The sequence below is a fragment of the Arthrobacter globiformis genome, assembly GCF_046536215.2.
Lineage (GTDB): Bacteria > Actinomycetota > Actinomycetes > Actinomycetales > Micrococcaceae > Arthrobacter > Arthrobacter globiformis_E.
The window spans coordinates 1,706,958-1,728,581 of sequence record NZ_CM143421.1 but is presented as its reverse complement, the minus strand read 5'-3'; the positions used below and the strand labels follow the sequence as shown (position 1 = coordinate 1,728,581).

Here is a 21,624-nt window from a genome sequence, read left to right as displayed (position 1 = left end):
CGGAGGCACCATGCCCACCCTTGCCAAAGCCTATGTCGCAACCTCGCCCACGGCTCCCTTGCAACCCGGCACCGTTGAACGCCGTGAGCCCGGCGAGTTCGAGGTCCAAATCGCCATCAAATTCACCGGGATCTGTCACTCCGATATCCATACGGCGCGCGGCGATTGGGCGAGCGTGAAGTATCCGGTGGTCGTCGGGCACGAGATTGCCGGAGTCGTTGAGGCGGTCGGAGCGAAGGTGACGCGCTATGCAATGGGCGACCGTGTGGGCGTGGGATGCTTTGTTGACTCCTGCCGTGACTGCGTCAACTGCCGTGCCGGCGAGGAACAGCACTGCCTCGTGGGCTCCGTCAGTACGTACAACTCGGTGGGCCGGGACGGGCTACCGACCGCAGGCGGCTACAGCACCAGCATCGTGGTGGACGAGAACTACGTCTTGGGGATTCCGGACGGCATTTCGCTTCATGCCGCGGCCCCTCTGCTGTGCGCCGGTATCACCATGTACTCGCCGCTGCGGAACTGGAACGCCGGGCCTGGGAAGCGAGTGGCCATTATCGGCATGGGCGGTCTGGGCCACATGGGTGTCAAGATCGCGGCTGCCATAGGCGCGGAAGTCACGGTGCTCAGCCAGTCACTCAAGAAGCAGGAAGACGCGCTCGGCCTCGGGGCGCAGCACTACTACGCCACGTCGGACCCTGCCACGTTCGTAGTCTTGGCGGGGCACTTTGACCTGATTATCAACACGGTCTCGGCCGATATCGACGTCGACCAATACCTTTCGCTGCTTGCCTTGGATGGCACCATGGTCCTGGTGGGTCTGCCTTCGAAGCCGCTGTCCCAACGAGCCTGGTCTCTTGTGGCCTCCCGGCGGAACCTGGCCGGATCAAAGATGGGCGGCATTCGTCAGACGCAGGAGATGCTCAACTTCTGTGCAGTCCGGGGCCTCGGTGCGGAGGTGGAGGTAATTCCGGCGAGCAAAATCAACGACGCCTATGAGCGCGTCCTCGCAAGCGACGTGCGGTACCGCTTTGTCGTTGATGCCGGCACTTTCTGACACCCCGCGCGAAAGTACGCGGCGGTTCCGTTTTATTCGGCGAGGGCCTTGATGACCTCCTTGGCCACGTCCTCGCTGGACTGCGGGTTCTGGCCGCTGATCAGGTTGCCCTCGCGGACCACGTGGCTGGCCCAGTCCGGGCCGGTCTCCACGTTCGCGCCCTTCTCCCGCAGCGCCGTCTCCACAAGCCACGGAGTGTTCTCGCCGGTGCCGCCGCCGAGTTCCTCCGAGTTGGCGAACACCGTGACTTTGCGGCCCGCGAAAGTGAACGCGCCGTCGTCGGCCGTGGCGCTGAGCAGGCCCGCGGGGCCGTGGCAGAACGGCGCGATGATCTTGCCGACGCCGTCGGCCTCCGCGAGGATCCGCCCGAGGTCCCTGTCCTGGAAGAGGTCCGCCATGGGGCCGTGCCCGCCCGGCAGGACGACGGCGTCGTATCCGGACATGTCGACGTCGGCCAGCACCAGGGGTGCGAAAAGGTCCACCTCGATCATGTCCAGATAGGTGCGGAAGTCCTCCGCCCTCTCCTCGCTGCCGACCGTCTCGGGCTGCAGGCTCAGCTTGTCCACCGTGGGTTTGACGCCGCCGGGGGTGGCGAAATCCACGTTGTGTCCGGCCTGCTGCAGGGTCCGGTGCGCCACCACCAGCTCCTCGGCCCAGAATCCAGTGGGGTGCTGGCTGCCATCCTTCATGGTCAGCGAATCGGCGGCCGAAACGACGATCAGAATGTTAGCCATTGTCCTTGCTCCTTATGTGGATTTTCTTGGTTTCGACGGGGTCACTGCCCCTCAGACCGCCCAGTTCCTCAGCAGCAGCGGCGGTTCCTCGCCGCCGGCCTTCTGCAGCAGCACCTGGTTCACACCGGTCAGCCCGCCCTCGAAGCCGAGAGCGCTGGCCGCCATGTACAGGCGCCAAATGCGGGCCCGGCCTTCGGAGGTGAGCCGGACTGCCTCGTCCCAGTGTCCCTCGAGGTTCTTCACCCAGGCCCGCAGTGTCAGGGCGTAGTGCCGGCGGAGGGCCTCGACGTCGAGCACCTCGAAGCCGCTACCCTCCATTGCCACGATCATGTCACCCAGGCTCAGCATCTCGCCGTCGGGGAAGACGTAACGGGGGATGAAGGAATCGGGATCGTCCTCGGCGGGCCCGGCGTTCCACGAGATGGCGTGGTTGAGCAGCCGCCCGCCGGGCCGCAGCAGTCCATGAAGCTGCGAGACGTAGCGGCCCAGCTGTTCGCGGCCGACGTGCTCGGACATGCCGATGGAGCTGATCGCGTCGTAGGGGCCGTCGTTCACATCGCGGTAGTCCTGGACGCGGATCTCCACTAGTTCCGTCAGTCCGGCCTCGGCCACGCGTTTGCGGGCAAGCTCAGCCTGCTCGATGGACAGGGTGATGCCCACCAACCTCACCCCGTACCGCCTGGCCGCATGCAGCGCGAAGCTTCCCCAGCCGCAGCCCACGTCCAGCACCCGCATGCCCGGGGCCAGTCCGAGCTTCCGGCAGACCAGATCGAGCTTCTCCTCCTGCGCCGCTTCCAGGTCAGTGTTCTCGTCGGACCAGACAGCGCACGAGTAGACCAGCGACGGACCGAGGACCAGCCGGTAAAAGTCGTTGCCTACGTCGTAATGGTGTGAAATAGCGGCGGCGTCCCGTTTCTTCGAGTGCCGTCTGCCGTGCTTCTCCAGTTTCGCTTCCTCCGGCGGGGGAGCGGGGTTGGGGCCCAGCGCGCCTAGCCGGACGCCGGTCTTCACCAGCGTCCATACTTCCCGTGGCGTCAGCGGACTGAACGGGCCGGGCTCGGCAAACTTACCGGCGGAGCTCAGCGCGGCGAAAGCGGCGAAGATGTCGCCATGGGCCGTGATCTCGCCCGCGACGTACGCGCGGCTCAGCCCCAGCTGCCCCGGCGACCAGAGGATCCGCCGCAGCGCCCGGCGGGACGTGAACTCAACCAGCGGGGCATCCTCGGGGCCCGCTTCGGACCCGTCCCAGGCCCGCAGCCGGACCGGTATCTGCTCTGTGCCCGACTTCCCGTTGTTGATGTCCCCGGTGCCGAGGACGATGGCCAATGCCGTGGCCAGTCTGGGTGCTGCTCCGGGCGTCTTCGCCATGCTCGTCTTTGCCAACTCGTCGCCTCTCGTCCGCTGCCCAGCTCGGCGGCTGCGCCATTGCAGTCCCGTGGGATTAACGTACACAAGCCTGCCTGCACCGGACAGGGAGACAACCCTGTCTCGCTCGGATCACCTCTGCCCCACCGGGCTTGGCCTCGCCCGCGCCCCGAATTCGCCGGAGAGCTTCCCGCTCGCCGGAGCGCTCCGGCGTTCTCGAAGCGTTCCCGCGAACTCGGTAACGATCCTGAGCCGCCGGCGTGGCCTCTGCGCTATTCCGGCTATGGACCGGATTTAGGGCCGGTGGGATCCTGATCGCAAACACCGTCGGAGAGGGAGGTTGATGCCGCCATGGACGACTCGCCGGAGACGCGCCAGAAGCTGTCCGACCGCATCGAAGAAAAGCAGTCGGCACTGCGGTCCTACCTGGATCGGCTGCGGCCTCGACGGCACAAGCTCACCGAATTCAGTGTGGTGGGCAGTGTGCTGGCCGCCCTGTTCACTGCTGGCCCGGCGTTCGGGGGCACTGGCTTCACTGCATCAGTCCAGAGCATGTTCTCCCTGGGCGACTCTTCCGTGGTGTGGCGGGTCCTTTGCCTGGGAGCGGTAATCCTGTCCGTCGGGGCCGGGCTCGCCACGAACTTCGCGAATTCCCAGGCTTTGGCCGAAAAGGTCACCGCAGCAGAGACGGCCATCGCGCAGCTGGAAGGGCTGCAGCTGTCCCTGGGCTTCGGCCACATTGCCACCGACGAAGCAGCGATGCTCTACAAGCAATATGTCTCCCACGTAGCCTTCGTCGACGCCGTGCCCTCGCGCTGAGCCGCCCCTACGGGTAACAAGCGGGCCCGGGCCGTGGCCCAGAAAGCCCACTCATCACCGATTCTTCTGCCGGCCGCTTGGCTGGGTTTGTGGCAATTCGGTGGTGTTGCTGAGTCTGGACCCGGCATGGGTGCGGTGGGATCCTGAACCCAAAACGCCGACGGGGGGAGAAAGGCTGTACTTGACCATGGACGAATCCGCGGAACCTCGGCAACGGCTGTCCGACCGCATTGACCAGAAGCAGCAGGCCATCCGGACTTATCTGGGACGCGAGCGGCCGCGCCGGAACAGGCTCTCCAACATCAGCATCGTGGGCAGCGCCCTGGCCGCCATGCTTACTGCTGGCCCCGCCGTTGGAGGCACGGGATTCACCGAGGCGATCCAAGGCATCTTCAACCTGCAGGAGGACTCCGTGGTGTGGCGGGTCCTCTGCCTCGCGGCGGTGATCCTGTCGGTCGCCGCGGCGCTGGCCACGAACTTCGCGAACTCCCGCGCTCTTGGCGAAAAGGTCAGCGCTGCCGAAAGTGCCAACGCCCAGCTCGAAGGCCTGCAGCTGTCCCTGAACTTCGGCAACCTCGCCGTTGAGGACGCCCTCAAGCTGTACCAGCAGGCCGTCGCACCGGTGGCTTTCGTGGACGAGGTCCCGTCGCGCTGAGCTGCTTTTCAGATCACGTACGACGGCGGGTGGCTGGCAGAGATGCCAGCCACCCGTTCTGTCTCGTCAGATTGTTCTTACGCGAGCAGTGCGCAGATGTCCGTCACTTGCCCTGTGCCTTCGAAGGGGCTGATTTGCCTCCCTCTTCCGTCAAGGACGTACGTGACCGAACCAACTGTTAGATAGACGCCCTTCCTGTCTCCTTCCGGGATCGTCAATACATTCCTTCCAGTCGCCGTTATTTCGACACGATTAGCGGAAACTGTGTTGACGTGGCTCGCGCCCGTGATGCCGAACGTGACGCTTTCGCCGGTCTTAACATTGGTGAGCGTTACTTCCTGGCCTGGAGCGGTAAAAATTGTGGCTCCATTCCCAAGTTCGTTCACGCCCGCCTTTCCCGTTACGACGGCCTCGATTCGGTATCCGCACTCTCGAAGAGTCAGGGTGACTGTTCCGATGGGTTCTGGAGCGGCGGTGGCAGCGACGGCTCCCGTGCCCGCCACAAGGCCTGTGAGCAGTCCTGTCAGTAGTAGCAATTTCTTCATGGCAAACTCCGTCCAAGATGTCGCTTTGAAAATGTGCATGCCAAACACAACGACGCATAATGCGCGGGAGTGGCGTTAAGTCTTCAGCGATGATTAGCGCTTGTAAAGCGGACCCCCATAAAGGAGCCCGCAAATGAGTTGCCGCGAGGAAAGATGCAATGCATCAAATTTCCCACTCATTTACCCTTGCCCGAAACTAAGGGTCAGCTCTCGGCATATCTACTTTGATTAATGCCTAGGTGCAGGATCTTAGACCCTGCTTCTCGCGATTGGGAAGACAATTTCATTATTTGTCAAGGAATTCGATCTGGTTGTCACCGGTGTGCTTCACACGGTTCATCCCGGCCATCCCTGGCCCCTTCACCCGTGGTCCAGCACCTGCTGGCCGTCGACGAGCACGGCAGGAAGCCCGCGGACCCCACCATCCCATAGGGACAGTTCGCTGCCCGCGGGCTCCTATTTCACCCGTGTCTCTAGCTCAGAGCCTCACAGACGTCGAACTCGGTTGCCTTCACGCGCAGTATTTTGAAGTTATTGTCCGCATCGGCGGTGTACACAACCCGTCCGCTGTACTGGGTCGTGCTGGGTCCGGCCGGAATATCTGTGGGGAACATGATGATTCCGAAATCGCCGGTGTTCGTGACGGTCCTGGTGCCGTCCTTGTGGAAGATTGTGTCCTCAGTGATTTGAGAGGACGGGAAGGAAATGGTCGCCTTGGTTTCTGCGTTTGTGTACGTAAGGTTATAGCCCTTGCCCGAAGCGAAGGTTCTGACGACATCGCCCGCGCTGTTGGTGAATGTCGTAGTGAGGACCTGTGAATCAGTGCCGTCGGCGTGCAGTTCGAAGCCCGGACACGCTGTGCCAGCTGGCAAAACAAAGTGAAGATCTTCTGGAGGGCCGCTGACTTTGGGCGGCGCTGCATTCGCGGGTTGCGGAGCGGCAAGGAGCCCTCCTGCGAAGAGGACTGCGAGGGCATAGCGGCGTGCTGAAAGGGTTCGCATGTTTTCATCCAATGTAAGAAGTGACCCATTTTCGGTGGTGCTCAATCGCCGTTGATTGGCGGACTATAGACAGGCCCATGAGTTTCAGCCTCAGGCGCAGCAAGCCTTTCGGGGAAACCTTGGGAAAACCTTGCAGGACGCCTGAAAGGCTTCCATTCGACGACACAAAGTTGTCGGCTTCGTTTTCACTGAATCTTTTCCGCTTATGCCACCATCACTCCGTCACCCGTGTGCTTCACCCGGTTCACCCAGCCGTCGCCGCCCCTTAACCCGGTCCGTCAACGATGGGGCACATGACTGCTCTCTCCCGCCGTAATGTCCTCAAGGGTGCCATCGCCGCTGCCGGTGCTGCCGCCGTCGCGCCTTCCCTGGTTGTCCCCGCCCACGCAGCCCGGCCAGCCGCGGTTCCCTTGGTCCGCAGCCGCCTGACCCTCCCGTCCGGTATCTCTACCGGTGATGTCACCACCAACTCGGGCGTCCTGTGGTCGCGCGCGTCGGGAGCGGGCCGTCTGGTCGCCAACCTGGTGGCCGTCGACGAGGACGGGTCCGCGCTCCGTGGCAACCGCGCCTTCAGCCGGGTGCTCCGTGGCACGACCGCCAGCGACGCCACCGACTTCACCTCGAAGATCGCCGCCCGCGACCTCCCGGCGGGGACCCGCTTCGCGCTCAGCATGCACTTCGAGGACCCGGACGGCAACGCAGGCGAGACCGCCCGCGGCTCGTTCAGCACCGCACCCGGTTCGAAGGCCAACAGCGCTTGGTCCCGCAGCGCAGGGACCAAGCGCGGCCAGAGCTTCGTCTGGACCGGCGACACCGCCGGCCAGGGCTGGGGCATCAATGAGGAGATCGGCGGCATGCGCGGCTATGCGGCCATGCTCGCCACCAAGCCGGACTTCTTCATCCACTCGGGCGACACCATCTACGCCGACGGCCCCATCGCCGCCCAGGTCACCGAGCCCGACGGCCAGATCTGGCGCAACCTCGTGACCGAAGAGGTCTCCAAGGTGGCCGAAACGCTCGAGGAATACCGCGGCCGGCACCGCTACAACATGATGGACAAGAACATCCGCGCCCTCTACGCCGAGGTCCCGGTCATCGCCCAGTGGGACGACCACGAGACGCACAACAACTGGTACCCCGGCCAGATCCTCACCGACGCCCGCTACACCGAGCGCCGCGTGGACGTCCTCGCCGCCCGGGGCCGCCAGGCCTGGCAGGAATACCAGCCCATCGCCCAACTCAGCGACGGCAGCACCGGGTTCGAACCGGCCCGCATCTACCGCAAGATCACCCGCGGCCCGCAGCTGGACGTTTTCTGCCTGGACATGCGGACCTTCAAGGACCCCAACACCGACGGCAAGGAAACGAACCTCACCCACATTCTGGGCCAGGAGCAGGCCGACTGGCTTATCCGCGAGGTCAGCAAGTCCAAGGCAACGTGGAAGGTGATCGCCGCGGACCTCCCGCTCGGCATCATCGTCCCGGACGGACCCGCCGCCCAGGAATCCCTTTCCAACCGCGACGCCGGTGCCCCCTTGGGCAAGGAACTCGAGATCGCGCGCGTGCTGTCCGCGTTCAAGCGCAACCGGGTTAAAAACGTCGTCTGGCTCACTGCCGACGTGCACTACACCGCCGCCCACCACTACTCGCCCGAGCGCGCAGCCTTCCAGGACTTCGACCCCTTCTGGGAGTTCGTCGGCGGCCCCATCAATGCCGGCAGCTTCGGGCCCAACCAGATGGACGGCACCTTCGGCCCCGAGGTGGTGTTCTCCCGGGCGGGCGCCTACGCAGGCGAGTCCCCGCGCAGCGGCGAAAGCCAGTACTTCGGCCACGTGGACCTCGGCGAGGACGATGTCTTCTCCGTCAGCCTCCGCAACGCCAACGGCACGGTGATCTTCCGCAAGGACCTCAACCCGGAGCGCTAACGCCGCTGATCGAGCCTGTCGGGACCTCGCGGTGCGGGGTTTCGGCAGGCTCAACCAGCGGGGGAGGCTCAGTCGACAGTGACCTCGGGCTGCTGCTGCGCAGCGCCTGGAGACTGGTACTTGATCTGGGCGGCCTGCCGCATGGATTCCATCGATTCCTCGACTGTCAGGAGCACCGTAGTTTCGAATGAGCTCAGTGCACCGCCTCCGCTGATGGCCAGGGCAACCGCGGCCATGGAGACATTGTCCGGGGCCTCCCAAAGGTTGAAACCATCGTGGGTGCCGAAGGCGTACCAGAATCCGTGGAGCTTCCCGCCGACGGATTCGATGTAGGCCTTCGCGGCCTTTCGTCGGTCTTCAGGGTTGTTGATCAGCCGTGCCCATGTCTCCGGTGTGTAGCTGAATTTGGACAGGTAGAGCGGCATCGTCGCATCCTTTCGTTAGCTGTCGGAAGCAGGATGAACCCAGAATGGCAGGCCGCTGAACGGCCAGTAACGGGTGGATTCACCGGCGGCTTGCACCGGCCGCCGGGGAGGTAGCCACCCGGCCTGTCAGGTGGGACGATTCCACTATGAGCGAGTTCTTTCCCGATCACGGGCCGCACTTGCACGCGCATGCGGCACCCACCACCCAGCAGATGCGCACAGTTGGCCAGCGCCGCCGCGACGCAGAGGAGAAGCTGGAACAGCATCTCCAGGAGGCCCGGCAAAAAGACCATTCGCACCATAGCGAGCCCACAACCCAGGCCGTTCCGCTGATCGAAGTCTCAGATGTTGCAGGCCCGGACGACGGCGGATTGGGAACCGCCGAGGGGGTCGATCCGAACCCTGGGCGGTGACGGAACCGCCTGCAAACAGGTTTCGACGGGCTCAACCAGCGGTCGACAGGCTCAACCGGCGGAACGTGCATAACCACGACGGCGGGTGGCCGGCTGACATGGCCGGCCACCCGCCGTCGGGCTTTCCTAATACTGGAGAACCAGCGAGTTACTCGAAGAACTCGATCCGGGGTTCGCCCTGGACGCCGGCGCGCTGCATGGCGTCCTTCAGTTCCGGGCTGGCGAAGAACGCCCTTGCGGTCTCCACATTGTCGAAGTGATGGATAACCAGGACATTGTTCGGATCATCTGCCATCCGGTGGACCGACTGCTGGGTGACGCCGCCGTCGTTCTGCATGCCGGCGACGGAGTCGTAGACCTTGCGCCATGCGTCGTAATCGGCAACACGGTGGAGGACGAGTGAAACGGCCATGATGCTTCTCCTTTGAAGCGTTGAATCTTGAACTGGTGCGCGCCGGTCAGGCGGCCGGACCCTCGGTCAGGTAGTTGTGAACCTCGTAAAACGTCACATCGGGCTTATCGGTAATGCCCACTTCGGCGGTGATGGGATCGATCTTCTCGCGGGCGAACGCCTCGAAGGCCTCCCTGCTCTTCCACGTGTCCACCACGCGGATCCCGTTTTCAGTGGCGGCCACCCAGTGTGTCAGGCCGCCCGGCGCGCCGGCACCGCCCTTGGTGAAGCCCATTTTCTCGATGACTTGGTCGTACTGCTCCAGTGTTGCCCCGGCAAAATCCAGGACGACGGCGACAGGCATAACGTGCTCCTAATGCTTGCGGAATCACCTGCGGCGGCCCGGAATTGGACCGCCCAAGGCCGTGGTACTCCGGGCCGGGCAGCGTGTCAACGGTCTTTTCATTGGCTGAATGGCGCACGTCACATTTTCACCAAGGGACGTAATCCGGCATCCCTTCTGCAAGAATAGCGAAGTCATGTGCGGGAGGTCACAAGCAAAGGCGCTTGCGGCCTCCCGTGCTATGCCCTGGGGAGGCACGGATGTCAGGAATCAGTTTTACGGCCATCGATTTCGAAACGGCCAACAGCCACCGCGGCTCGGTGTGCGCCGTCGGCCTGGTGAAGGTCCGGGACGGGCACATCGTGGACGCGGCGTCGTGGCTCATCAAGCCGCCGCCCGGCATCGACGACTTTGACCCCATCAACGTGGAGCTCCACGGCATCACAGAAGAGGACGTCCAGAACGCCGCCGACTGGGAGATGTCCCTCGAAGGGATCCTGCAGTTCGTCTGCGAGGACCCGCTCGTGGCGTTCGACGCCGCCTATGACGCCTCCGTGATGCGCAAAGCCACCGAGCATCAGCACCTGGACCTGCCGGCCAAGGACTTCTACTGCGCACTGCACCTCGCCCAGGACCACCTGACCCTGCCGCAGCACCGCCTCAGCGACGTGCTCACCGCCCTGGATCTTCCGCCGGTTGAGCAGCACGAGCCGCGGACCCACGCCCTGGCCTGCGCACGGATCGTGCTCGCGATCGCCGCCCAGCGCGGGTTCACCACCCTGGCCGAGGTCTGGGAACAGCCGACGACGGCGGTCGGCAAGCGCCGCCGCGGCCGGCGCGTCCGCACCGACGCCGATCCGGAAGCAGACGCGCCCGCCGGCACGGGATTCGGGGATCCCGGCGGGACGCCTGAGGGTCAGGGTGAGCCGGGCGAACTTGGTGAGCCCGGTGCCACTTTCGCTGTAGTGACGCCCGACGCCGGTCCGCACCCGATCGCCGACGGCACCGGTACCGCTGGGGCCGGCCGGGCTGAACCCGGGAGGGCTGAGGGCGGCTGGGTCTCGGGCGGTACTACCGAAGCCGGTGCCGCCGACCTGCTGCAGCTGAGCCGGACCGGGGCCGACGATCCCGACCCTGACGGCGCGGAATGGGACGCGGCCGAGCCGGGCGCGACCGCCCGGCCGGGCACCGGCAAACCGCGCACCGGCAAACCGCGCAGGGGCGAACCGGGCACCGGCAAGCCGAGCACCGCAGGGCGCGTCTTCAGTACCGCCGCGGGACTGGTCCTGTTCACGCTGGGGGTGGCGGCCGCCGTCGGGCTCGCCTACCTCACCGGATTCACCATCCGTTTCTTCGCCGCCGGGCAGACAGTCACCGCGGCGCTGACACTCGCCGCCGCCGCGGCCACCATGGCGGCGATCTGGGCATGCATCACCCGCGGCTGGCGCCGGCTCCTGCCGGGTGGCTGACCGCCGGAGACTGACCCGGGCAGCTGGACCGCCGGCAACTAGCCCCCAAACACCGCAAGCGGTCCAAGGACCAGGCGGCATCGGGCTGCTGTGCGGGCTCGCATCGCCGGTGCAGGACCCCGGACGGGGATCCCAAGGTGACCCCGACGACGGGTGGGCGGCGACGCTGGCGCCCTCCCGCCGTCGAGCTTTAACAAGCGGTCCGTTGGGACCGCTCAAGCCGCGGTGACCGTTACCGTCTTTGTGGCGAGGACCTTCGACGTGATCCAGTGCAGGAACTGGACGCTGATGGTGTACTTTCCGGGAGCGGGCGGATGCAGCAGGAAGTCGAACTTCTCCGCGGCGCCGGACTTGATGATGTTGGTCAGGAGCGGCTGGCCGGCGATCGAGGGCTGCACTGCCGGGCCGGTGGGGCTGGGCGTCGTCCAGAACGCCCGGCCGTCGTGGGCGATCAGTTCGGCGATCCGTGCCGGCCTGCCCGCGGCGTCCGTGATGGTGGTCAGGGTGGGGAAGTAGTCCACGTTGACGTACCGCACGAGCGTCGGATGCTTGCCGTTCCGGACCACGTTGGCCCGCATCTGGGAGACCGCCCAGACCCTGTCGTCACCCTTGGGCCGGCCGGGGATGTTGCCGCCCAGGAGGAAAAAATGCCTGGGGTCGAAGCGGTTCAGCCCCGCATCCTCACCGTTCAGCCCCGCGGCGTGGTTCATGTCGTGCCACCGTGGATCGATGGAGTACGGCGCGATCAGGGTTTCGGTGGCGATGTCATACAGCGGACCCTCAAACGTATGACGGCGCGTCCCGGCCGGGGCGGGCATGGCCGGATTGGGCGGAGGATCGATGACGATGGCACCGAACATGCCCATCTGGACGTGCAGCGGGGTGTTCACATGGCAGTGGTAGAAGTAGGTTCCCGCCGAGCCGCGGTTGGGGTTGCCCCGTTCGGCAAGGTCCGGCCTCCACTGGTACGTGTAATGACCCGTGACCTCGAACGATGTGTGGCCCACGCCGTCGTTCCGCGGGTCCGGTTCGATGCCGTGCCAGTGGATCGTGTGGACTCTCTTGCTGGGTTTGATGGTTGCGTGGAACAGCTGGCCCTCCCGCATCCGCACCGTGCTCCCGGGGAATTGCCGGCCGGAATCGTTGGCCTCGAAGCTCCACATCTCATGCTCGGAACCGTCAGGGAAATCGAACTTCCGGTTGAAGAAGTCCATCTCCAATGAGACGTCCGGTTTCAGCGCGAACTCGGTTTCCGGACTGCCTTCGTGGGGCTGGTCCGACGAGAACTCCACCTGGCTCCGGAACGTGTGGTGTGAGTCCTCAGCCGTGGGCGGCGTGCCCTGCTCGGGGACAGGCTGGGCGGCCAGCACCCAGTCAGCCACCAGCCCGCCCGGGTACAGCCCGCCGCGCGCCGTCTGCGACGGCTCCGCATGGCAGTGCATCGGGTAGGTCCAGTCCTCGGTCCGCGCGTTCCATACCTGGTCCACCACCTCCGGCGGCCGCCTGACCGGGATCACCGCCTCCTTCCGTTCCAGCGGCTGCAGCTGGATGGTGTCCTCCCACTGCTGGAGCTGCACGTCGCCCTGCGGCGATACCCGACCGTGCGACCTTGGGAAGTCAATGCCGTTGGCGCGGACGGTCCAGACATGGTTGCCGTGGTAGTGGAGCTGGTGGTCCACGATGCCGGCGTTGACCATCCGCATGAGGTGCCCGGTGCGCACCGCCCCCGCGCCCGGGGAGGCGCTGAAGTTGCGCACGTCAGTCTCGCGGGGGTGGCCCGAGGGCAGCGTGTCCTCATGCCGCCGGTCGTTGAACGCCGGGTCCGTGGTGACGGCCAGCGACTGGATGCCGGCAAAACCGTTGAGCGTGAAATAGTTCGGCACCGCCGGGGTGGCGAGCGGATCCACCGTCTGCCCCCGCGAGGCGATCCGCGCCCAGTTGGAATCCAGGTCGTGGCACAGCCAGAGCCACTGGCGTTCGAACTCCGCTTTCCCGGGCGCTAGCCGCCACGCGTTGCGTGGATCGATCACCACCAGTGCGCCGTACAGGCCCAGCGTCCGTTCCACCGGCTGGTTGCCCGGATCGGTGTACACATAGGTCCCGGGCAGCGGCGCAGGAAACTGCAGGAGCTTCGACTTCCCTGGCGCCACCGGACCGGAGCCGATGTCGGCCCCGCCCGGCCCTGCCCGATGGAACCGCATCTCGTGTGGCTGCGCGAGGTTGTTGTGCACCATGACCTGGATGGTGCTCCCCGTCTCGGCGATCAGTGTCCGGGGCGGGAAGTAGCTGGCCCAGTAGCCCCGCCGGGCGAGAAACTGCCGGGGGTTCGCCGGGTCCGGCCGCAGCGGCTGCGGCCTCCCGCGCGGCGGGACGGGTGCCCCCACCGGGTACGTCCGGCTGGCCACCACCCTGCCGTTCGCGGTGATGACCCTCGGGCTTAGCGCCAGCGCCGGGTTCGGATCGTTGACCGCGGTGCGGCGGTCCCCGAAGCCCCGGTGGTAAACCAGGGAACCGTCCACCATCGCGACGAACCCGTCGTTGATGTGGATGTCCAAGACTGCCATTGCCGACCTCCTGTGTATTGGAGACCGGGTACATATGCCGAACACAGGTCCATGTCGCCCCCAATTGCGCTTACAGACAGCACCCATGGTGGTGGCAGCAACCTAGGAAAAACTTGAGGTACCCCCGCCCAAGGGGGCATGTCCTGACATACGCGCGTTCCGGCGTCGTTATTGGACTTTGGTGGACGGCGCCTTCTGGCGCTGTTAGCTGACGACGGCGGGACCCGGGGGAGTGCCGGGCAGACCGGCGGCTGCCTCGAGCCTTAGCTCGAGGTCGGTCATGACCATAGCGGCCAGGTCCCGAAGGTTGGCGTTGTCCTCCGCGGTCATGGAGCGCGGCTCGAAGTCCAGGATGCACAGGGTACCCAGGTTGTAGCCGTCTTTGGTCTTCAGGGGAGCTCCGGCGTAGAACTTCAGCCCGAACTCGCCGGCGACCAGCGGATTGAGCAGGGTCCTCGGGTCCTCCGGCGCGTTCTCCACTACCCACAGCTCGTCCTGCAGTATCGCTGATGCGCACAGGCCGGGGTCCCTGCTGATCTGCTCCACGTCCACGCCGTGATGGGACTTGAACCAGATCCGGTCATGATCCACGATCGACACGATGGCCACCGGCACGGAGAAGAGCCTGGCGGCCAGTGCCGTGATCCTGTCGAAAGCGCCGTCCGGGGGAGTGTCGAGGATGCCGTAGCTGTGCACGGCCTGCATCCGGGCTTCCTCGTCGGCCGGAATGACGGCGGCGTCCACCTTGTGCTTTCCGCGGCTGCTCAGGGACAGCTCATACAGGGCCTGGCTCACCTCGGTGGTCGACGGCCTGTCCTCCGGATTGCGTGCCGTCATGGCGGCCAGGAGCAGGCGCCACTCCGGCTCGACGTCGTCAGGGATATGGGGATCGTCCATGAGGCGCGCGAGTGCGCTCTGCAGCGGATCACCCGGGAAGGCCTGCTGCCCGGTCAGGCTCTCGAGCAGCACCAGGCCCAGGGAGTACACATCGCTGGGCGGCCCGATGGGTTCGGCCTTCGCCTGCTCGGGGCTGAGGTAGCCCGCGGTGCCAAGGAATCCGCCGTCGTGCAGGTCCGGAGCATCAGCCATCAGGGCGATGCCGAAATCCGTGAGCTTTGCGTGCATGCGGGCGGCGTCGTGCTGGTAGTCAAAGACCAGGATGTTGCCGGGCTTGACGTCCCGGTGGACCACACCGCTTTGGTGGATATAGGCGAGGGCGTCCGCCACGTCATAACCGATCTCGGCCGTGTGCCGGGAGGTGAGCGGGCCTTCGGCGAGGCGGCGCTTGAGGTCCGGGCCTTCCACGAGTTCCATCACCAGGTAAATGCGGGTGCGTCCTGGTTCTTCGCGGTCGACGCCGGCGTCAAGCAGCGTGATGAGGCTGTGGTGGTTCAGCGCCGCGAGGACCTTGACTTCGGCGTCATCATCCCGCGCCGGCTGCGGAGCGGCGTCGCTTCTGTTGATGACCTTGAGGGCCACTTCGCGCTCGAGGGATTCGTCGACGGCGCGGTAGACGTTCGCCATGGCGCCGGAACCGATCTGTTCCACCACCCGGTACCTTCCGCCGAGGACTGCGCCTTCTGCAATGCCGGGTTGTACGGCCATTGGGTACCTTTATTTTCCCGCCGGACCCCAGAGGCCGGCGATATGTGTGCGTTGAAGCGTTGTGACGGCGTTGTTCCGTCAAATGCAGGGTTTTGGGTACACGGAAAGAGCCGATTTGCATCGGCTCTTTCTGTGGTCCGGCCTAGATAAGGCTGGGGGCGCTCGCCAGGATGTAGTCGGCGGCTGCCGGGCCGGTCATGGCCAGCTCGCAGTTCTCCGGATCGATGCCGCGCTCCCTGAGTGCTGCAAAGAGGGAGCCGGGGGCCGCCGGTAGCAACTTGTGAATCAGGCACCAGCTGGTGTAGAGGCCGTAAAGCTCGTCCGGGCCGAGAACTGTGTCGGTTTCCCGTTCCGTGGTCAGCGCCTCGGCGATGAATTGTTCAAACTTGGTGGCGTCCATTTTGGGCTCCTCTACGGACATGTACATTGATCCGCCGTTTCTGCTTCAGCGATAAACGGATCTCCGCCCAAAGCGGCCGTCGATCTACCTGAAATTTATGCGAGACAGACTGTTCTGTCTAGTTGAGCGGGTAACGCGCAGACCTATGCCCCGGGTAGGACCTACCCATGAGTACGTGCGGTGACCCGCTGGCGCCATCCGAGGCCGATTTGCGGTTGGGTTCGGGGCCGTGTAATGTTCTTCGAGTCGCCGCCGCTGAAGCGGAAAGATAGCGACCGACCCCCTTTCAAATGGCCTGGAAAATGGTGCGCTTAGCGGTGTGCTGTGGACGGGTTGGGGACCTTCCTGCAAGCGGAAATCCGCGGTAACGCTGATTTGCAAAGCTTCGCCGGATCGGGTAAGTTTGAAAAGTTGCTCCGGAGCGATCCTGAATGTTTGGTTTGGGTGGTGCCGGGTGTGTCTGTTGTTTGAGAACTCAATAGTGTGCCAAGTTTGTTGATACCGATTTTTTTATGAATTGGTTGAATTGCCGGGCCATGTCACCCCCGTGGTGTGGTCTGGTGTTTTTGGCTGGTTTCAAATTTTGTGCAGCCTGGTTCCGCGTTATTTCCGTGGGGCCTGGTTGTGTCTGTTTGTTTTCAACGGAGAGTTTGATCCTGGCTCAGGATGAACGCTGGCGGCGTGCTTAACACATGCAAGTCGAACGATGATCCGGTGCTTGCGCCGGGGATTAGTGGCGAACGGGTGAGTAACACGTGAGTAACCTGCCCTTGACTCTGGGATAAGCCTGGGAAACTGGGTCTAATACCGGATATGACTCCTCATCGCATGGTGGGGGTGGAAAGCTTTTGTGGTTTTGGATGGACTCGCGGCCTATCAGCTTGTTGGTGAGGTAATGGCTCACCAAGGCGACGACGGGTAGCCGGCCTGAGAGGGTGACCGGCCACACTGGGACTGAGACGCGGCCCAGACTCCTACGGGAGGCAGCAGTGGGGAATCTGCACAATCGGGCGGAAGCCTGATGCAGCGACGCCGCGTGAGGGATGACGGCCTTCGGGTTGTAAACCTCTTTCAGTAGGGAAGAAGCGAAAGTGACGGTACCTGCAGAAGAGCGCCGGCTAACTACGTGCCAGCAGCCGCGGTAATACGTAGGGCGCAAGCGTTATCCGGAATTATTGGGCGTAAAGAGCTCGTAGGCGGTTTGTCGCGTCTGCCGTGAAAGTCCGGGGCTCAACTCCGGATCTGCGGTGGGTACGGGCAGACTAGAGTGATGTAGGGGAGACTGGAATTCCTGGTGTAGCGGTGAAATGCGCAGATATCAGGAGGAACACCGATGGCGAAGGCAGGTCTCTGGGCATTAACTGACGCTGAGGAGCGAAAGCATGGGGAGCGAACAGGATTAGATACCCTGGTAGTCCATGCCGTAAACGTTGGGCACTAGGTGTGGGGGACATTCCACGTTTTCCGCGCCGTAGCTAACGCGTTAAGTGCCCCGCCTGGGGAGTACGGCCGCAAGGCTAAAACTCAAAGGAATTGACGGGGGCCCGCACAAGCGGCGGAGCATGCGGATTAATTCGATGCAACGCGAAGAACCTTACCAAGGCTTGACATGGACCGGACCGCCGCAGAAATGTGGTTTCTCCTTTTGGGCCGGCTCACAGGTGGTGCATGGTTGTCGTCAGCTCGTGTCGTGAGATGTTGGGTTAAGTCCCGCAACGAGCGCAACCCTCGTTCCATGTTGCCAGCACGTAGTGGTGGGGACTCATGGGAGACTGCCGGGGTCAACTCGGAGGAAGGTGGGGACGACGTCAAATCATCATGCCCCTTATGTCTTGGGCTTCACGCATGCTACAATGGCCGGTACAAAGGGTTGCGATACTGTGAGGTGGAGCTAATCCCAAAAAGCCGGTCTCAGTTCGGATTGGGGTCTGCAACTCGACCCCATGAAGTCGGAGTCGCTAGTAATCGCAGATCAGCAACGCTGCGGTGAATACGTTCCCGGGCCTTGTACACACCGCCCGTCAAGTCACGAAAGTTGGTAACACCCGAAGCCGGTGGCCTAACCCCTTGTGGGAGGGAGCCGTCGAAGGTGGGACTGGCGATTGGGACTAAGTCGTAACAAGGTAGCCGTACCGGAAGGTGCGGCTGGATCACCTCCTTTCTAAGGAGCACCTACAACACTGTTTCCCGGACGTATGTGCCGGGGGTGGGTGTTGTCAGGAGTAAAGGCCCGCAGCACAAACGGATGTTTTGTGGCGGGTGCTCATGGGTGGAATATCAACGGATAGCGGCTGCGTGGTTTTTGTCCTGGTTCAGTACGGTCGGGTTCCCTTTGGGGGGTCTGTCCTGGAACGGCGGGGGCGGGGGTTGCGTGGTTTAGTGTTTGGCACACTGTTGGGTCCTGAGGCAACAGGACCGGGGAGGGTAACTCTTTTCCGGGACGTTTGTTTCTGGTTTCCTGGCTGCACCGATCACACGGTTGTCTGCGCTGTTGGCGCGGGGTGTGTGGGGTGTGTGGTACGGGGTTGTTGTTTGAGAACTACATAGTGGACGCGAGCATCTTTTATAAGAAGCAATTTCCAAGATATTTGAACCTGGATCTGGCTGCGCTGGTGGTGCCCTTTGGGGTGTTGTTGGTGTGGTTGGTTTCTGTGGTTCTCTCGAGAAAATGTTTTTGATCTTTTGTGGTCAAGTTTTTAAGAGCACACGGTGGATGCCTTGGCATTAGGAGCCGAAGAAGGACGTAGGAATCTGCGATAAGCCTGGGGGAGTCGATAACCGGACTGTGATCCCAGGGTGTCCGAATGGGGAAACCTCGCCAGACGCGCGAGTGATCTGGTGACCCGCATCTGAACACATAGGGTGCGTGGAGGGAACGCGGGGAAGTGAAACATCTCAGTACCCGCAGGAAGAGAAAACAACAGTGATTCCGTTAGTAGTGGCGAGCGAACGCGGATCAGGCTAAACCGTTTCCATGTGTGATAGCCGGCGGGCGTTGCATGGGCGGGGTTGTGGGACTTGTTGTCCTGGTTCTGCCGGACCGGGGAGGTGTGAGTGCTGGTATAGGTGAACGGTCTTGAAAGGCCGGCCGTAGAGGGTGTGAGCCCCGTAACCGTAATGCTGTGCGCCGCCTTTGATGAGTATCCCAAGTAGCACGGGGCCCGAGAAATCCCGTGTGAATCTGTCAGGACCACCTGATAAGCCTAAATACTCCCTAATGACCGATAGCGGACCAGTACCGTGAGGGAAAGGTGAAAAGTACCCGGGAGGGGAGTGAAACAGTACCTGAAACCGTGTGCTTACAATCCGTCGGAGCAGCCTTGTAGTTGTGACGGCGTGCCTTTTGAAGAATGAGCCTGCGAGTTAGTGTTACGTCGCGAGGTTAACCCGTGTGGGGAAGCCGTAGCGAAAGCGAGTCTGAACAGGGCGTTGCAGTGGCGTGATCTAGACCCGAAGCGAAGTGATCTACCCATGGCCAGGTTGAAGCGACGGTAAGACGTCGTGGAGGACCGAACCCACTTCAGTTGAAAATGGAGGGGATGAGCTGTGGGTAGGGGTGAAAGGCCAATCAAACTTCGTGATAGCTGGTTCTCCCCGAAATGCATTTAGGTGCAGCGTTGCGTGTTTCTTTCCGGAGGTAGAGCTACTGGATGGCTAATGGGCCCTACAAGGTTACTGACGTCAGCCAAACTCCGAATGCCGGTAAGTGAGAGCGCAGCAGTGAGACTGTGGGGGATAAGCTTCATAGTCGAGAGGGAAACAGCCCAGACCACCAACTAAGGCCCCTAAGCGTGTGCTAAGTGGGAAAGGATGTGGAGTTGCGAAGACAACCAGGAGGTTGGCTTAGAAGCAGCCATCCTTAAAAGAGTGCGTAATAGCTCACTGGTCAAGTGATTCCGCGCCGACAATGTAGCGGGGCTCAAGTACACCGCCGAAGTTGTGGCATTCACATATTTTCCAAGCCTTTGTGGTTCAGGAGTGTGGATGGGTAGGGGAGCGTCGTGTGGGCGGTGAAGTCGCGGTGTAAACCAGCGGTGGAGCCTACACGAGTGAGAATGCAGGCATGAGTAGCGAAAGACGGGTGAGAAACCCGTCCGCCGGATGATCAAGGGTTCCAGGGTCAAGCTAATCTGCCCTGGGTAAGTCGGGACCTAAGGCGAGGCCGACAGGCGTAGTCGATGGACAACGGGTTGATATTCCCGTACCGGCGAAAAACCGCCCATGTTGAACAGGGGATACTAACCGCCCGAAACCTGCCCGACGCCCCTTGTGGGTGAAGGGTTTTGGTGGAGCGCGGGACCTGATCCTGGGAGGCAAGCGTATTAACAGGTGTGACGCAGGAAGGTAGCCGAGCCGGGCGATGGTTGTCCCGGTCCAAGGATGTAGGGCGAACGGTAGGCAAATCCGCTGTTCATGTGCCTGAGATCTGACGGGACTCCCGTAAAGGGGGGATTCGGTGATCCTATGCTGCCTAGAAAAGCATCGGCGCGAGGTTTTAGCCGCCCGTACCCCAAACCGACACAGGTGATCAGGTAGAGAATACTAAGGCGATCGAGAGAATTATGGTTAGGAACTCGGCAAAATGCCCCCGTAACTTCGGGAGAAGGGGGGCCCCAACCTTGAACACCACTTGCTGGTGGGAGGGGATCGGGGCCGCAGAGACCAGGGGGAAGCGACTGTTTACTAAAAACACAGGTCCGTGCGAAGTCGCAAGACGATGTATACGGACTGACTCCTGCCCGGTGCTGGAAGGTTAAGAGGACCGGTTAGCCTCACGGCGAAGCTGAGAATTTCAAGCCCCAGTAAACGGCGGTGGTAACTATAACCATCCTAAGGTAGCGAAATTCCTTGTCGGGTAAGTTCCGACCTGCACGAATGGAGTAACGACTTCCCCGCTGTCTCAACCATAAACTCGGCGAAATTGCAGTACGAGTAAAGATGCTCGTTACGCGCAGCAGGACGGAAAGACCCCGAGACCTTTACTATAGTTTGGTATTGGTGTTCGGAGTGGCTTGTGTAGGATAGGTGGGAGACGTTGAAGCCCGGACGCCAGTTCGGGTGGAGTCATCGTTGAAATACCACTCTGGTCACTTTGGACATCTAACTTCGGCCCGTAATCCGGGTCAGGGACAGTGCCTGATGGGTAGTTTAACTGGGGCGGTTGCCTCCTAAAAAGTAACGGAGGCGCCCAAAGGTTCCCTCAGCCTGGTTGGCAATCAGGTGTCGAGTGTAAGTGCACAAGGGAGCTTGACTGTGAGAGAGACATCTCGAGCAGGGACGAAAGTCGGGACTAGTGATCCGGCGGTACATTGTGGAATGGCCGTCGCTCAACGGATAAAAGGTACCTCGGGGATAACAGGCTGATCTTGCCCAAGAGTCCATATCGACGGCATGGTTTGGCACCTCGATGTCGGCTCGTCGCATCCTGGGGCTGGAGTAGGTCCCAAGGGTTGGGCTGTTCGCCCATTAAAGCGGTACGCGAGCTGGGTTTAGAACGTCGTGAGACAGTTCGGTCCCTATCCGCTGCGCGCGCAGGAAATTTGAGAAGGGCTGTCCTTAGTACGAGAGGACCGGGACGGACGAACCTCTGGTGTGTCAGTTGTACTGCCAAGTGCACCGCTGATTAGCTACGTTCGGATGGGATAACCGCTGAAAGCATCTAAGCGGGAAGCTCGCTTCGAGATGAGATTTCCATACACCTTGTGTGTGAGAGGCCCCCAGCCAGACCACTGGGTTGATAGGCCGGATGTGGAAGCGAGGACTAACGACTCGTGAAGCTGACCGGTACTAATAGGCCAACAACTTACACCACACAAGAATCAATGCATGCTTGCGTCCACTATGTGGTTCCCAACCAACAAACCCGCCCACGGGTTTCACGGGAACCAAGATAACTGAATACAACACCACAGTTGT

16 protein-coding genes and 2 rRNA genes are annotated in these 21,624 nt (G+C 62.6%); 8 read left to right on the top strand and 10 right to left on the bottom strand.

Annotation, left to right across the window (positions count from 1 at the left end; genetic code table 11):
• The first annotated feature begins 10 nt into the window (after positions 1-10).
• Positions 11-1,054 carry an NAD(P)-dependent alcohol dehydrogenase gene (locus R5O87_RS07730; protein WP_410558439.1) on the top strand — a complete coding sequence of 348 codons (1,044 nt, stop codon included), beginning with the start codon at positions 11-13 and terminating at the stop codon, positions 1,052-1,054.
• A gap of 32 nt (positions 1,055-1,086) precedes the next feature.
• Here R5O87_RS07730 and R5O87_RS07725 read toward each other — a convergent pair whose 3' ends face one another.
• Positions 1,087-1,788, bottom strand: a complete 702-nt coding sequence (locus R5O87_RS07725; protein ID WP_410558441.1) for a type 1 glutamine amidotransferase domain-containing protein — start codon at positions 1,786-1,788, stop codon at positions 1,087-1,089.
• A 51-nt stretch (positions 1,789-1,839) separates the two neighbouring features.
• Positions 1,840-3,156: a class I SAM-dependent methyltransferase gene (locus R5O87_RS07720; protein WP_410558455.1), complete on the bottom strand. Its 1,317-nt coding sequence runs from the start codon at positions 3,154-3,156 to the stop codon at positions 1,840-1,842.
• Positions 3,157-3,504: 348 nt separating this feature from the next.
• On the opposite strand from R5O87_RS07720, the gene R5O87_RS07715 reads away from it, so the two are divergent.
• Positions 3,505-3,972, top strand: coding sequence for a hypothetical protein (locus R5O87_RS07715; RefSeq protein ID WP_410558442.1), 468 nt, complete (start codon positions 3,505-3,507; stop codon positions 3,970-3,972).
• A 187-nt stretch (positions 3,973-4,159) separates the two neighbouring features.
• Positions 4,160-4,627 (top strand): hypothetical protein, encoded by a 468-nt coding sequence (locus tag R5O87_RS07710; protein ID WP_410558443.1) that lies wholly within the window; start codon positions 4,160-4,162, stop codon positions 4,625-4,627.
• A gap of 77 nt (positions 4,628-4,704) precedes the next feature.
• Here R5O87_RS07710 and R5O87_RS07705 read toward each other — a convergent pair whose 3' ends face one another.
• Together R5O87_RS07705 and R5O87_RS07700 are read right to left on the bottom strand one after the other, a co-directional pair.
• Complete coding sequence (locus R5O87_RS07705) at positions 4,705-5,172, bottom strand: hypothetical protein (RefSeq protein WP_410558444.1); 468 nt, start codon at positions 5,170-5,172, stop codon at positions 4,705-4,707.
• 473 nt (positions 5,173-5,645) lie between these two features.
• Positions 5,646-6,218: a hypothetical protein gene (locus tag R5O87_RS07700; RefSeq protein ID WP_410558445.1), complete on the bottom strand. Its 573-nt coding sequence runs from the start codon at positions 6,216-6,218 to the stop codon at positions 5,646-5,648.
• Between the two features lie 239 nt (positions 6,219-6,457).
• On the opposite strand from R5O87_RS07700, the gene R5O87_RS07695 reads away from it, so the two are divergent.
• Positions 6,458-8,098 (top strand): alkaline phosphatase D family protein, encoded by a 1,641-nt coding sequence (locus R5O87_RS07695; protein ID WP_410558446.1) that lies wholly within the window; start codon positions 6,458-6,460, stop codon positions 8,096-8,098.
• Between the two features lie 68 nt (positions 8,099-8,166).
• Here R5O87_RS07695 and R5O87_RS07690 read toward each other — a convergent pair whose 3' ends face one another.
• Positions 8,167-8,523: a GYD domain-containing protein gene (locus R5O87_RS07690; RefSeq protein WP_410558447.1), complete on the bottom strand. Its 357-nt coding sequence runs from the start codon at positions 8,521-8,523 to the stop codon at positions 8,167-8,169.
• 146 nt (positions 8,524-8,669) lie between these two features.
• On the opposite strand from R5O87_RS07690, the gene R5O87_RS07685 reads away from it, so the two are divergent.
• Positions 8,670-8,936: a hypothetical protein gene (locus tag R5O87_RS07685; protein WP_410558448.1), complete on the top strand. Its 267-nt coding sequence runs from the start codon at positions 8,670-8,672 to the stop codon at positions 8,934-8,936.
• Positions 8,937-9,084: 148 nt separating this feature from the next.
• Here R5O87_RS07685 and R5O87_RS07680 read toward each other — a convergent pair whose 3' ends face one another.
• Together R5O87_RS07680 and R5O87_RS07675 are read right to left on the bottom strand one after the other, a co-directional pair.
• On the bottom strand, positions 9,085-9,348 hold the full coding sequence (locus R5O87_RS07680) for a hypothetical protein (protein ID WP_410558449.1): 264 nt from the start codon (positions 9,346-9,348) through the stop codon (positions 9,085-9,087).
• Between the two features lie 46 nt (positions 9,349-9,394).
• Positions 9,395-9,691 carry a hypothetical protein gene (locus R5O87_RS07675; RefSeq protein WP_410558450.1) on the bottom strand — a complete coding sequence of 99 codons (297 nt, stop codon included), beginning with the start codon at positions 9,689-9,691 and terminating at the stop codon, positions 9,395-9,397.
• Positions 9,692-9,930: 239 nt separating this feature from the next.
• Between R5O87_RS07675 and R5O87_RS07670 the strand changes: the two genes are divergently transcribed.
• Positions 9,931-11,139, top strand: coding sequence for an exonuclease domain-containing protein (locus R5O87_RS07670; RefSeq protein ID WP_410558451.1), 1,209 nt, complete (start codon positions 9,931-9,933; stop codon positions 11,137-11,139).
• 215 nt (positions 11,140-11,354) lie between these two features.
• On the opposite strand, the gene R5O87_RS07665 is transcribed toward R5O87_RS07670, so the two are convergent.
• The 3 genes from R5O87_RS07665 to R5O87_RS07655 form a co-directional block, all read right to left on the bottom strand.
• Complete coding sequence (locus R5O87_RS07665; protein ID WP_410558452.1) at positions 11,355-13,703, bottom strand: multicopper oxidase domain-containing protein; 2,349 nt, start codon at positions 13,701-13,703, stop codon at positions 11,355-11,357.
• A 204-nt stretch (positions 13,704-13,907) separates the two neighbouring features.
• A complete protein-coding gene (locus R5O87_RS07660; protein ID WP_410558453.1) occupies positions 13,908-15,308 on the bottom strand; it encodes a GAF domain-containing serine/threonine-protein kinase in 1,401 nt (466 codons plus the stop codon).
• A 142-nt stretch (positions 15,309-15,450) separates the two neighbouring features.
• Positions 15,451-15,708: a hypothetical protein gene (locus R5O87_RS07655; RefSeq protein WP_410558454.1), complete on the bottom strand. Its 258-nt coding sequence runs from the start codon at positions 15,706-15,708 to the stop codon at positions 15,451-15,453.
• 638 nt (positions 15,709-16,346) lie between these two features.
• Here R5O87_RS07655 and R5O87_RS07650 point away from each other — a divergent pair.
• Both R5O87_RS07650 and R5O87_RS07645 read left to right on the top strand, forming a co-directional pair.
• Positions 16,347-17,869 (top strand): 16S ribosomal RNA (locus R5O87_RS07650).
• Positions 17,870-18,394: 525 nt separating this feature from the next.
• Positions 18,395-21,520 (top strand): 23S ribosomal RNA (locus R5O87_RS07645).
• Together the 16S and 23S rRNA genes form the textbook arrangement of a ribosomal RNA operon.
• The last annotated feature ends 104 nt before the right edge of the window (positions 21,521-21,624 follow it).

What these genes read in the sequence shown, in the direction of transcription:
- R5O87_RS07695 (WP_410558446.1), top strand. Translation starts at nt 6,458, where the DNA reads ATGGGGCACATGACTGCTCTCTCCCGCCGTAATGTCCTCAAGGGTGCC.
- R5O87_RS07720 (WP_410558455.1), bottom strand. Translation starts at nt 3,156, where the DNA reads ATGGCGAAGACGCCCGGAGCAGCACCCAGACTGGCCACGGCATTGGCC.
- R5O87_RS07710 (WP_410558443.1), top strand. Translation starts at nt 4,160, where the DNA reads ATGGACGAATCCGCGGAACCTCGGCAACGGCTGTCCGACCGCATTGAC.
- R5O87_RS07665 (WP_410558452.1), bottom strand. Translation starts at nt 13,703, where the DNA reads ATGGCAGTCTTGGACATCCACATCAACGACGGGTTCGTCGCGATGGTG.
- R5O87_RS07705 (WP_410558444.1), bottom strand. Translation starts at nt 5,172, where the DNA reads ATGAAGAAATTGCTACTACTGACAGGACTGCTCACAGGCCTTGTGGCG.
- R5O87_RS07660 (WP_410558453.1), bottom strand. Translation starts at nt 15,308, where the DNA reads ATGGCCGTACAACCCGGCATTGCAGAAGGCGCAGTCCTCGGCGGAAGG.
- R5O87_RS07730 (WP_410558439.1), top strand. Translation starts at nt 11, where the DNA reads ATGCCCACCCTTGCCAAAGCCTATGTCGCAACCTCGCCCACGGCTCCC.
- R5O87_RS07725 (WP_410558441.1), bottom strand. Translation starts at nt 1,788, where the DNA reads ATGGCTAACATTCTGATCGTCGTTTCGGCCGCCGATTCGCTGACCATG.
- R5O87_RS07655 (WP_410558454.1), bottom strand. Translation starts at nt 15,708, where the DNA reads ATGGACGCCACCAAGTTTGAACAATTCATCGCCGAGGCGCTGACCACG.
- R5O87_RS07715 (WP_410558442.1), top strand. Translation starts at nt 3,505, where the DNA reads ATGGACGACTCGCCGGAGACGCGCCAGAAGCTGTCCGACCGCATCGAA.
- R5O87_RS07685 (WP_410558448.1), top strand. Translation starts at nt 8,670, where the DNA reads ATGAGCGAGTTCTTTCCCGATCACGGGCCGCACTTGCACGCGCATGCG.
- R5O87_RS07675 (WP_410558450.1), bottom strand. Translation starts at nt 9,691, where the DNA reads ATGCCTGTCGCCGTCGTCCTGGATTTTGCCGGGGCAACACTGGAGCAG.
- R5O87_RS07680 (WP_410558449.1), bottom strand. Translation starts at nt 9,348, where the DNA reads ATGGCCGTTTCACTCGTCCTCCACCGTGTTGCCGATTACGACGCATGG.
- R5O87_RS07670 (WP_410558451.1), top strand. Translation starts at nt 9,931, where the DNA reads ATGTCAGGAATCAGTTTTACGGCCATCGATTTCGAAACGGCCAACAGC.
- R5O87_RS07690 (WP_410558447.1), bottom strand. Translation starts at nt 8,523, where the DNA reads ATGCCGCTCTACCTGTCCAAATTCAGCTACACACCGGAGACATGGGCA.